We start from the raw sequence: 11505 nt of genomic DNA, 5'->3' as shown, positions 1-11505 counted from the left end.
TCCATCTTTTCGCTACACTGATAAGTGGAATGGCAATCATCAAGGCAGTACGAGGGACACGGGATCTTCTCCCGCCCGACACCGAGTTGTGGAATCACGTCGAGGCGACGGCGCGCAGCGTCTTTGCCCGTTACGGCTTCGGCGAGATCCGCACGCCGCTCTTCGAGGCGACCGAGCTCTTCGCCCGCGGTGTGGGTGAAGAGACCGACATCGTCTCCAAGGAGATGTACACCTGGGAGGACCGTGGCCGCGCCGAGAGCGACAAAGGCCAGTCCCTCACGCTGCGCCCCGAGAACACCGCCGGGGTCGTGCGTTCCTATATTGAGCACCACCTGAACGACAGCGGCATCCTGCAGAAGCTCTTCTACATCGGGCCGCAGTTCCGTCGCGAGCGTCCTCAGCGTGGCCGTTACCGCCAGTTCTGGCAGATCGGCGCCGAGGTGCTGGGACCGCAGTTCTCCGGTTCGGACTCCGCTCTGCGCGACGCCGAGGTGCTGGAGATGCTGGCGACGCTGCTCAACGAGCTGGGCGTCAAAGGATGGCGGCTGGCGCTGAACTCCGTCGGCTCGGCCGACGACCGTGCCCGCTACTCGCGGGCCCTGCGCGATGCGCTCGCCCCGGTGAAGCACAAGATGTGCGAGGACAACCAGCGCCGCGCCGAGACCAATCCCCTGCGCGTGCTCGACTCCAAGGACGAGGGCGACCAGGAGATCATCAACAGCCTGCCCAAGATCGCCGAGTTTCTGGGCGAAGACTCGCGCGAGCACTTCAACCAGGTCAAGGATGCGCTTGAGGCCTGCGGCGTGCCTTACGTCATCGATCCCCGCCTCGTACGCGGCCTGGACTACTACACCCGCACCACCTTCGAGTTCACCGTGCCCCGACGGCAGCGGTCTGGGTACGCAGAATGCCCTGCTCGGCGGCGGCCGCTACGACGGCCTCTCCGAGATGCTCGGCGGCCCGAAGGCCCCGGGCATCGGCTTCGCCATCGGCGAAGATCGCCTGATCCTGACGCTGCAGGCGCAGGCCGAAGAGAAGCAGGCTGCCAAGCTCGACGCCTTCATCGCACCCATGGGCGTGGCGCAGAACCCCGCGGCCCTCAAGCTGGCGCACGAGCTGCGCAAGGCCGGTCTGCGGATCGAAGTCGGCGATGGAGCCTTCCGCCTGCGCCGCTCCTTCGAGACCGCCGACAAGCTGGCCAACAAGATGATCATCGTCGGCGAAGACGAGGTCAGCTCCGGTCTGTTCACCGTCAAGAACTTTGCCAAAGGCGAGCAGGAAAAGATACCGCGTGAGGGTTTAGCAGCGGCACTGAAACTCTGATCGAGAGCTCCGAACTCCGTTTGACCAGCGAGGCCTGATGGTACGCAGAGAGTTCTTCAAGATGGCAGCCGCTGCCGGGCTTACCGGCGCGGCGCAGGCAGGTGCGCAGACCTCCCCAGCCGAGCCGCCGGTCATCGAGCGAGCCAATCCGAACCAGCCCGGCAAGGGCAAGGTCTTCGCGCTCATCACGCCGCATCTCGACGACGGCCCCATCTTCGCGGGCGGCACCATCGCCAAGCTGCTGAACGAGGGCTACACCGGATACTTCATCCGCGTCAGCAACGATGAGAAGGACTCCTACAACCTCACCCTCGGCGAGACCGTCCTCGCCAACGAGCAGGACGCCGCGCACTTCGTCGAGGTCGCCGGTCTCAAGAAGCGCTACGACCTGCACTACCGCAACCACGGCCTCGACGACGTCTCGCGCATGGAGATTCGCGTACGCCTCATCTTCCTCTTCCGCCTTCTCAAGGTCGACACCGTGCTCAGCTACGACCCCTGGGGACACTACGAGGAGAACCCCGATCACTACGTCACCGCGCAGGCCGTCGAAGCCGCCTGCTGGATGTCAGCCGACCACCTCGACTTTCCCGAGCAGTTCGACGCGGGATTGAAGGTGCATGCCGTCAGCGAAAAGTATTACTTCGCCCGCGGTCCGCAGATGGTCAATCGCGTCGTCGACATCGGACCAACGCTGAAGCAGAAGCTCGCCTATATCCGCTCCTGCCGCACGATGATGACCAACATGGTCCGCAGCACCAACGACTCGCTCACCGCGCAGGGCATGCGCATCCCCGCCTTCTCCGGCACGCAGGAAGCGGCCAACGATGCCTTCATCGAAGCCGCATTCCTCGAGCGCGACAAGCGCATCGGCAGCAAATACGGCCTCGAATACGCCGAGGAGTTCCATTACATCGGCCCCGACCACTCACTGGACGGCTATATCAAGGCGCACGCGGAGCGGATTTAAACGTCCTGCTTCATTCGCAGAAACCTTATACGACCAGCTGCCTCGCGAACAGCTGACGACAAGCCGACGTGTAGGGACTCACCTTGGATTATGGAACCGCCGGTCGATCATAAGTAGTTAAGCCCAAAGCGCAAGACGTCTTTGCAAACGATTGTGTATCGTTTTTCCAGGCCATGAGTCAGCCAGATACACGCATCCAGCCCAAGCAGCATTTCGAAATACTCGACGGCCTCCGCGGCGTCGCCGCCATGGTCGTGGTCATCTTCCACATGTGCGAGGCATGGAACGGCGGCGATCACGCCAGGCAGATCGTCAACCATGGCTACCTCGCAGTGGACTTCTTTTTCATGCTCTCTGGCTTTGTCGTCGCCTACGCGTACGACGACCGCTGGCACCCTGCAAATGGCCAGCGACGCATGACGCTGTGGGACTTCTTCAAGCGCCGCCTCATCCGCCTTCAACCCATGGTCGTCATGGGCACTCTCCTTGGCGCGCTGCTCTTTTACCAGAGCGCCAGCCCCAGGGTCTTTCCACTTGTCGCAGCTACATCGGTGCCCAGGCTCATTCTCATCGCACTCATCGGCTGCACGCTCATTCCGATACCCATCTCCATGGACATTCGCGGCTGGCAGGAGATGCATCCGCTCGACAGTGCGGCCTGGTCGCTTATCTTCGAATACATCGCAAACATCGCCTATGCGCTCGGCCTGCGCAAGGTATCCAATCGCGTGCTCCTGGTGCTCGCGGCGCTCTCCGCCGCCTTACTCACCCACTATCTTGTCACCACGCCGCGCGGCGACATCACGGGTGGCTGGACGCTCAACGCGCTCGAACTTAAAATCGGCTTTATTCGGCTGTTTTACCCATTCCTGGCCGGCATGCTCCTGCAAAGGATGCAAATACGCATCCACGTTCGCAACGCTTTCCTCTGGTGCAGCCTGCCGCTCGTCCTCTCTTTCGTCCTGCCGCGCTTCGGCACGCCAGCCACAGGCTGGAAGAACGGCCTCTACGAGGCACTCGTCGTCATCCTCTTGTACCCGGTCATCGTGGCCATGGGTGCGGGCGAGCAGGTCAGCGGACGCATGACCACGCGCCTGTGCCGTTTCTCAGGCGCCATCTCCTACCCGCTCTACATCACGCACTACGCGCTCATCTACATCTACACAGCCTGGGTGGCCGAGGGGAAATTCACTCCGGCGCAGGGCCTGGCATGGGGTGCGGCTTTGTTCTTTACCGCCATCGCCATCGCCTATGCCTGTCTCAAGCTCTACGACGAGCCGGTGCGCCGTTGGCTGAACCGCCGCTTCCTGGTCACTGGCACCACGACACCCTAGTTCGAAGCCTCCCGCAAATACCGGGAAACACCGTTATCGGCAGCCGGGCAATCTGTTACCCAACTGCCAGGCTAACCAAACAGCCTTATTCCCTGCCGTTTAGCCAATCCGCCCCGCTCTTCGTACAATAGAAGACATTGTGACACTCGACTTTTTAGGTACTTTGCAACGCACCCATAAGTGCGGTGAGCTCCGCGTGGAGCAGGACGGCCAGGACGTGGTTCTGATGGGCTGGGTCAACCGCCGCCGCGACCACGGCAATCTCATCTTTCTCGATCTCCGCGATCGCACCGGCATCACCCAGGTCGTCTCCGACATCGAGATCGCCGGGCCCGCCCACGACAAGGCCGAGGCCGCCCGCTCCGAATACGTCGTCGCCGTCAAAGGCACCGTGCGCAAGCGCGGCGAAGGCCTCGAAAACCCGAACATGGCCACCGGTCAGATCGAGGTCGTCGTCAAAGAGCTGCTCCTGCTCAACGAGAGCAAGACGCCTCCCTTCTCGCCCTCCGAAGACGCCATCGCCAACGAAGAGGTCCGGCTGAAGTACCGCTACCTCGACCTGCGCCGCGAGCAGATGCAGAAGAACTTCCTGCTGCGCCACAACGTCGCCCGCGCCATCCGCGAGTATCTCTCCAACGACGGCTTCCTCGAGATCGAGACGCCGTTCATGACCCGCTCCACGCCCGAAGGCGCACGCGACTATCTCGTCCCCAGCCGCGTCCACGAGGGCGAGTTCTACGCCCTGCCGCAGTCGCCGCAGATCTTCAAGCAGATCCTCATGATCTCCGGCTTCGACCGCTACTTCCAGATCGCCCGCTGCTTCCGCGACGAAGACCTCCGCGCCGACCGTCAGCCCGAGTTCACCCAGATCGACCTCGAGATGACCTTCCCGCAGCAGGAGATGATCTTCCGCACCGTCGAAGGCTTTCTCTCCGCGGCCTTCAAAACCGCAGGCATCACGCTGCCCTCAGGTCCCTTCCTGCAGATGAGCTACGACGACGCCATCCGCAGGTACGGCATCGACAAGCCCGACATGCGCCTGCCCGCAATGGTCGAGCTGTCGGACGATCTCGACGCCGCACTGCGCGAGACGCTCAAGATCGAGCAGAAGCTGCCCATCCTCGGCTTCATCATTCCGAAGGCCGGCGGCCTCTCCGGCACCGAGCGCAAGAAGCTGCTCTCGGAAGTCCGCACCGGCTTCGGCGAGACCGGCCTCGACCTGCTCGACACCGAGCGCCTGAAGACCAGCGAGACCTTCGCTCCGCTCGCCGCACTCATCGCGCAGAAGCTCGAAGCCACGCCCGAAGACCTCATCGTCGTCGTCACTCCTAAACTCGGCACGCCCGAGATGTGGAACTTCGACCGTCAGTGGATCTACAAGCGCGTCGGCGCGCTGCGCCTGCAGCTCGCGCAGAAGTTCGCCGACAAGCACGGCCGCTTCACCCAGACCGGCACCGCCGAAGACTTCAAATTCCTCTGGGTCACCGACTTCCCCATGTACGAGTGGGACGAGGAGGCGAAGACCTGGAACGCGGCGCATCACCCCTTCACCTCGCCGCATGAGGACGACATCAAGTCCGGCGCTCTCTTCAATGACAAGGGCTCCGTCCGAGCACTCGCCTACGACATCGTGCTCAACGGCACCGAGCTCGGCTCCGGCTCCATCCGTATCCATCGCCAGGACGTGCAGGCAGAGATCTTCCGCTCGCTCGGCATGAGCGACGAAGAGGCCAAGCAGCGCTTCGGCTTCTTCCTCGAAGCCCTCGAATACGGCACGCCTCCGCACGGCGGCATCGCACTAGGCATCGACCGCATCGTGATGATCCTCGCAGGAGCCACCAGCCTGCGCGAAGTCATCGCCTTCCCCAAGACCGCCAAGGCCATCGACCTCATGGTCGACGCCCCCAGCCCCGCAACCGAACAACAGATGCGGGAGCTTCACCTGAGGATCGCTCCGCGCAGCTAAGGCTACAGTTTCCTCTTCCAAGTAAAGAGAAGCAGCGGACAATCTCCGCTGCTTCTCTTATTTAACAACCGTCAGCGAAGTAGATAAATCGGGTGCCCCATCTTCGCTGCGTAGCGGCTAAGGTGGGTTTGCAGGATATACATGCAGGCAATACATCGTGCCTTCGGATACAACCCGCCTTTTTAGCGACGATAAGACCACCGCGAAGATGGGGCACCCACGGATCTAAACGTCCGCACAGACCTTCACTTCACCGCACAAACAAAGCTCCCCGCATCATCCACACTCCCACTGCCCTTGTACTTCGCAACCTGCGGATATGCGCACAACGGACGCGTGCGATCCACCTTCCCCGCAGCATGATGCGACGCAACGATCCTCGCAGGCACCTTGCCCCGCTCCACCCAGTCCTCCATCACGCCGATCTTGTCGAAGCTGTCCGGCCCTTCACCACCTGAGCAGTGCGCCATGCCCGGAGCCATGAACAGCCGCACCCAATCGCCGTTCACATCATGCAGCGCCTTGTAGAACTCCACCGTCGATCCCGGAGCCACCTGCTGATCCGCCCAGCCGTGATACAGCAGCAGCTTGCCGCCGCGCTTCGCAAATGCCTCAAGATGCGGATCGAGCGCGTCGACATCCCTGTTTACCGCATTCGCCTTCGCAGGGTCGCGATCCAAATCGAAGCTGCGCCAGTCCCACTGCGCATTCTGGTAGACGACATAGCGAAACTGATCCCAGAAAAGCTCCGCTGGATCAGGCCCACCCGCAACCCGCGCCCAGCGCATCTCCGTCCCCGGCTCCAGACGAGGAAAGAGCTGCTCCCCCTTCGAATCTCGAAATGGGCTGATGATCGTCTGCGCCGTCTTCACCTGCCGCTGCGTCAGGCAGTCCGCTGCATCGCCGCCTTTGCAGGCAAGCTTCGCGAAGTCTACCTTGCAGCTCGATGGATCTTCGATCAGCCCATCCTTTACGCCATCGTTCGCATCGCACGCATCCAGCACGAAGCGATGAATCATCGCGTACTTCGCTGGCGGAATATAGTCCACCGCATCTTTGAAGGTCTTCGTCGCGAGCCACAGCGCCCACGCATTACGTCGCATGTCCGCAGGGTCACCAGCGATGATGCCATCGAACTCCTCGGGATAGCGATACGCCTGCAGCAGCCCCTCGCGCCCTCCGCCCGAGCAGCCGTTCCAATACGAATAGCGTGCCGCGCGCCCATAGAACGCATCCACCACCGCCTTCGCAACCACCGTCATCTCATGTTCGGCTCTGTACGCAAAGTCGACAAACTTCTCCGGATGCCCCACGACGAAGCTCGCGCTGTCGCCCACGTGGCCATCATCGGTGGCAGCCGTGGCATAGCCGCGCCGCAACGCCTCCGCCATGCTGCTGTAATTAATCGAGCCGCCCCAGCCGCCGCTGCCCACCGCCATCAACTTGCCATTCCATCCAGCCGTCGGCAGCCAGATCTCCGCATGGATGTCGGAGTCCGCCGTCGGCTTCAGCGTCACCGCGACGCGACAGAAGGCCGGCAGTGCGGAGAGCTTCGCCCCACCGTTCGGCTGCGGTAACGCGCCCTCCACCACCGGCTTCGCTGCATCGACCACAACCTTCGCCGTGGACAGCTTCGTCAGCGACTCACACGGCTGCGCACGCGGCAATGGCGAAACAAGCAATGGCGGCAAAGCAAGCAGCGGCTCCGAAGCAAACAGCAATGGCGAAGCAAGCAAACACAACGCGGCGAGCAGCACAGTTCGTCCAGGCATGGACGCAACTATAGCTGCTCGCCGCATGACGACTCCAGCGACGAAGCCTTCCGCTACGCTCAGTAGGCGCTGGCGTCCGTCAGCAGCTTCACCTGCTCCGCCGTCAGCTTCAGATCAACCGCCGCAAACAGCGACTCCAGCTGCTTCGTGCTCGTCGCACTCACAATCGGCGCCGTCACCGTCGGCTGCGCCAGCAGCCATGCCAGCGCGATCGACGCCTGCTTCGCGCCGGTCTGCTTCTCAACCTCTTCCAGCGCCTTCAGGATCTTTATGCCGCGATCGTCGAAGTACTTCTGCACGCGGGCCTCGCGCTGCGCGCCCTTCGTGTCCTCCGTGCTCTTGTACTTGCCGGTAAGAAAGCCCGACGCCAGCGAGAAGTACGTGATCACGCCGATGCCATACTTCTCCGCAACCGGAGCGAGATCCCTCTCATACTCCTCGCGCGTGTGCAGGTTGTACTCCGGCTGCAGCGTCTGATACACCGGCAGGCCCTTCTGCTCCGAGGTCTCCATCGCCTTCGTCAACCGCGCGCCGTTGTAGTTCGACGCGCCGATGATGCGCACCTTGCCCTGCCTGATCAGCTGATCGTAAGCCTCCAGCGTCTCCTCAATCGGCGTCGACTCATCATCCTTGTGAGACTGGTACAGATCGATGAAGTCCGTCTGCAGGCGCTTCAACGAAGCCTCCACCTCTTCGAGAATGTACTTCTTCTTCAGGCCCTCTTTGCCGTCGCCCATATCCATGCCGACCTTGGTGGCCAGCACAATCTTGTCGCGCTTACCCGAGCGCTTCAGCCAGTTGCCGATGATCGTCTCCGACTCGCCGCCCTGGTTGCCCGGCTTCCAGCGCGAGTAAACATCCGCCGTATCGATGCAATCGAAGCCACGGTCTACAAACGCATCGAGAATCGCAAACGATGTCGCCTCGTCGATCGTCCATCCAAAGACGTTGCCGCCGAAGACAATTGGCACGATGCTGATATCGGAGTGTCCAAGTTTTCTGGTCTGCATTTAATATCCTCTGCCTGGTTGGATTGCAAACCTTCGCCTAAAGTTTCGTCGCGCATCGAACAGTAGCCGCTTTTCGCGCACAAAAACGCCGCGGAGAAGAAGATCTCTTCGCCGCGGCGGGTTGACTTCGGTTAAACCGTCACTACTGCACGGTAATGGTGATGGTCTGCGTGCTGCGGTCGTACTGGTTGGTGGCGTACAGCGTGTACGTCGTCGTCTTCGTGGGATGCACCGTCGCGCTGGTTCCGCGCACCGCACCGATCTCCGGCGAGACGATGTAGTACGACGCATTGTCCGCCGCCCAGCTCAGCGTCACCGCTGTACCCGCAGCCACAGCCGTCTTATCCGCCGTCAAGCTCTTGATCGTGGGAGCAGCACCCGTCGGCACATTCGCCGCCGTGTACACCGTTCCCATCTGCACCACGTCGAACGCCGAGGCAGGTACCTGCTTCAGCGTCGAGAGGTCATCGTTGTTCCAGCGATCGTCCGGCGCTCCAATCATGAACATGCTGCTGCCGTTGTCGGCCATGATCATGCCGTAGTTCTTCAACGCCGTCAGAATCACCTTCGCCTGCGCCGGATACGACGAGATGTCGAAGTCCGCCTTCAGGCGCAGGCGCATGCCCATCACCGCTGCGTTGGGATCGCTGTTATTGGCCGCCCAGTGCGATGCCGGAGCCACGAAAGCCGCACGGCTGCGCGCCAGCGTCACGCGGATCGCGTGATCGATGTGCCCCGCCGCCACCTCGTCGTAACGCACCAGCCCCGGAAACACCGGCAGGCCGGCTGCATCGGTCGAGGTCCAGCGGAAGGGACGCTGATTGAGGTTGGTCAGGTCCCACACCGCGCCGGCAGAGGCATTCCACGAACCGTCGCCCTGCACGTAGGCGTTACCCAGCTCGTAGAGCCAGCAGTTGTCGCGGTCCAGCACAAGGCTGTGCCGGTCGCCTGCATTGGGATCGCCCTCGATCGCCGTGCTCGACGAGAAGGGCATCGGGCCAGGATCGCTCTCATCGCCATAGTCGGTGTAGTTGACGTTGACGAACGACGAGCCGCTGACCACGGTGTACGGAATGCCGATCGTCGCGCCGTCATACAGCCCCGCACCGAAGTTCGCATACAGATGCGAGCCGCCGATGTAGCCGATCATGCCCGCCGAGCTGGCATCCACCGGCGACGAAGCGATGTTCTGCCGCCAGGCATCGTTAGCCGCAAATGGCAGAAAACCGTTGAGGTTCGCACCCTGGCCCAGGTCCATCGCGCTGCACGCGGAGCTGGTGGGTGTCGTGGTCGCCGGTGGAGTGGTCGTGCTACCCGTTCCAGTGCCAGTACCGCTACCTGGATCAGTTGTCGTCGGAGGCGTCGTCACCGGCGAAGTCGTCACAGGTGGAGTGGTGACAGGAGTGGTGACAGGCGGAGTGGTGACAGGAGTGGTCACCGGCGAAGTGGTCGTCGTACCTCCACCCGAACCCGCCGTCGTACCGCCAGAGGTCGTCGGCGAGGTCGGTCGTCGTCGGCGTCGTCACAGTCCCGCCGCCTGAGCCCGTCGCTGTACCGCTCGTTGCTGTGGCCGTGGAGCCTCCTGTAGAGGTTCCAGTCGTGGTTGGAGTCGTGGTCGTGGTCGGAGTCGTGGTCGTACCCGAACCCGTCGCGGTCGTCGTCGACGAGGTTGTGGTCGTAGGAGTTGTCGTCGTTGTAGTTGTAGGCGTTGTAGTTGTTGTAGGCGTCGGGGAACCCGTTGCCGTCGAGACCGTGGTTGGGGCAGTCGTCGTCGTTGTTGTCGGCGTAGTCGCCGAAGAGGCGCTCGTCGTCGTGGACGCATTCGACGTCGTTGCCGACTGGGTTGCCGACGAGGAGTTGCTCGACGTGGCCGATGACGCTGTGGAGGCAAGCAGCTCCGAACCGGGCAAACCGATCATGCCCGCACCGCAGCCGCTCAGCGCCGTCACACTGGTCAGGATAAGTAACTTGGGGAGGATTCTTGGCAAGGTACGACTCCTTTGCAGTTCCATGAGGAACCGCTGGATGAATTGCCAAGACAGATCTTTGGAATTCCTTACTCGGAGAAAAAGCCTAGTTCAAAAACTCAGGAAGAGCCTAGTGCCGAACGCAGTTTTGCAGGTGAATGACCTTAATTGTTGCACAACAATGCATGAATGCTGGGTAAAGAATTACCACCAGGCAACAGACCTGTTATGTGGCATATAGCTACACCATGCCCGGCATCTCAGGCTTTTTTAACAGAAATCCTCAGGCAAACCGGGGCTTGGGAGGAAGGTCAGTTCATCCAGCGGCGGTCGTTCGGATCGCGCTTCAGCTCGTCCGGATCGATGTAACGGCCATCCTCGTCGAAGTGAACCTCGCGGTTCTGCTTGCGCATGTACACCTCGAACTTCCGCGCCGCCCGCCGCCGCTTATAGCGGTAATACGAGTTGCGCACGCCGTAGAAGCTCTCCGTCATGCCGAAGGCAAATCCCCGGCGCGGCGCAAACTTCACAAACAGGAAGCCCGCCAGCGCGCCCGAAAGCTGCAGCAGCGCACCGAAGCTGTCCGCCTGCTTCAGCAGCACGGCGACCGCAATCAGGATGTAGATCGCGACCATGTACTTCGCCTTGAGGCGCAGCACAAACCACAGCAGGAACTCCTGGTCGCCGAAGAGCATGGCGATCGCCATCAGCAGCCCGAAGATACCCGCCCATGCGCCCACTGAGGCCACATCCGGCCGCAGCCCAAAGACGTGCGTAAACGAGACCGCCGTCGCCACCGCCGCGCCGCCGATCACCGACGTCCAGTACAGCTCCATCAGCCAGCGGCCGCCGTGTGAGCTCTCCAGCAGCGAGCCGGTGAACCACAGCGTCAGCATGGCGAACACCATCGACAGGATTCCGGGGTTGACCAGCGAGTACGTGGCCAGCTGCCACACCTCGCCGTGCATCACCGCCAGCGGTTCCAGCACCATGTGCGGCATCAGCAGCCGATCGAAGCCCGGCGACACCCAGGAGATCAACGCCAGAGCAAAGAACGCGACGACGTTGATCAGGATCAGCCGCCGCACAGCGCCGCCAAACGACGGCAGGTTCAACGAGATGGGTCCGGATCGGGGCATGACTCCGTCTATTTCACCACAGCG

The 11505-nt window shown here is 62.0% G+C and carries 8 protein-coding genes and 1 pseudogene; 4 read left to right on the top strand and 5 right to left on the bottom strand.

All coding sequences use genetic code 11. The features are described 5' to 3' along the window. Nucleotides 1–29 precede the first annotated feature (29 nt). The 4 genes and pseudogenes from hisS to aspS all read left to right on the top strand — a co-directional run bounded on the left by hisS (nucleotide 30) and on the right by aspS (nucleotide 5593). A pseudogene (hisS, locus tag PW789_RS09935) lies at nucleotides 30–1323 on the top strand (histidine--tRNA ligase). Nucleotides 1324–1360: 37 nt separating this feature from the next. Further along, the gene (locus PW789_RS09930; protein ID WP_299375193.1) at nucleotides 1361–2293 is read left to right on the top strand and encodes a PIG-L family deacetylase; all 933 of its coding nucleotides are present in this window, start codon (nucleotides 1361–1363) and stop codon (nucleotides 2291–2293) included. Between the two features lie 173 nt (nucleotides 2294–2466). Continuing rightward, a complete protein-coding gene (locus tag PW789_RS09925; protein ID WP_299375190.1) occupies nucleotides 2467–3627 on the top strand; it encodes an acyltransferase in 1161 nt (386 codons plus the stop codon). Between the two features lie 139 nt (nucleotides 3628–3766). After that, the gene (aspS, locus tag PW789_RS09920) at nucleotides 3767–5593 is read left to right on the top strand and encodes an aspartate--tRNA ligase (protein ID WP_299375188.1); all 1827 of its coding nucleotides are present in this window, start codon (nucleotides 3767–3769) and stop codon (nucleotides 5591–5593) included. Between the two features lie 245 nt (nucleotides 5594–5838). Here aspS and PW789_RS09915 read toward each other — a convergent pair whose 3' ends face one another. The 5 genes from PW789_RS09915 to PW789_RS09895 all read right to left on the bottom strand — a co-directional run bounded on the left by PW789_RS09915 (nucleotide 5839) and on the right by PW789_RS09895 (nucleotide 11481). Beyond that, on the bottom strand, nucleotides 5839–7365 hold the full coding sequence (locus PW789_RS09915) for a DUF6351 family protein (protein ID WP_299375185.1): 1527 nt from the start codon (nucleotides 7363–7365) through the stop codon (nucleotides 5839–5841). A 59-nt stretch (nucleotides 7366–7424) separates the two neighbouring features. After that, nucleotides 7425–8375 (bottom strand): aldo/keto reductase, encoded by a 951-nt coding sequence (locus tag PW789_RS09910; RefSeq protein ID WP_299375182.1) that lies wholly within the window; start codon nucleotides 8373–8375, stop codon nucleotides 7425–7427. A 142-nt stretch (nucleotides 8376–8517) separates the two neighbouring features. Continuing rightward, the gene (locus PW789_RS09905) at nucleotides 8518–9813 is read right to left on the bottom strand and encodes a hypothetical protein (RefSeq protein ID WP_299375179.1); all 1296 of its coding nucleotides are present in this window, start codon (nucleotides 9811–9813) and stop codon (nucleotides 8518–8520) included. Next, nucleotides 9810–10412, bottom strand: a complete 603-nt coding sequence (locus PW789_RS09900; protein WP_299375176.1) for a hypothetical protein — start codon at nucleotides 10410–10412, stop codon at nucleotides 9810–9812. Before PW789_RS09900 ends, PW789_RS09905 begins: the two co-directional genes overlap by 4 nt. 241 nt (nucleotides 10413–10653) lie before the next feature. Further along, nucleotides 10654–11481 carry a rhomboid family intramembrane serine protease gene (locus tag PW789_RS09895; RefSeq protein WP_299375173.1) on the bottom strand — a complete coding sequence of 276 codons (828 nt, stop codon included), beginning with the start codon at nucleotides 11479–11481 and terminating at the stop codon, nucleotides 10654–10656. Nucleotides 11482–11505 lie beyond the last annotated feature (24 nt).

The sequence above is a fragment of the Edaphobacter sp. genome (genome assembly GCF_028283685.1).
In the GTDB taxonomy this organism is placed as follows: domain Bacteria; phylum Acidobacteriota; class Terriglobia; order Terriglobales; family Acidobacteriaceae; genus Edaphobacter.
This window is presented reverse-complemented; position numbering and strand designations above follow the sequence as displayed.

Coding starts and splice junctions, on each gene's coding strand:
- PW789_RS09930 (WP_299375193.1), top strand. CDS start 1,361: ATGGTACGCAGAGAGTTCTTCAAGATGGCAGCCGCTGCCGGGCTTACC.
- PW789_RS09925 (WP_299375190.1), top strand. CDS start 2,467: ATGAGTCAGCCAGATACACGCATCCAGCCCAAGCAGCATTTCGAAATA.
- PW789_RS09915 (WP_299375185.1), bottom strand. CDS start 7,365: ATGCCTGGACGAACTGTGCTGCTCGCCGCGTTGTGTTTGCTTGCTTCG.
- PW789_RS09910 (WP_299375182.1), bottom strand. CDS start 8,375: ATGCAGACCAGAAAACTTGGACACTCCGATATCAGCATCGTGCCAATT.
- PW789_RS09895 (WP_299375173.1), bottom strand. CDS start 11,481: ATGCCCCGATCCGGACCCATCTCGTTGAACCTGCCGTCGTTTGGCGGC.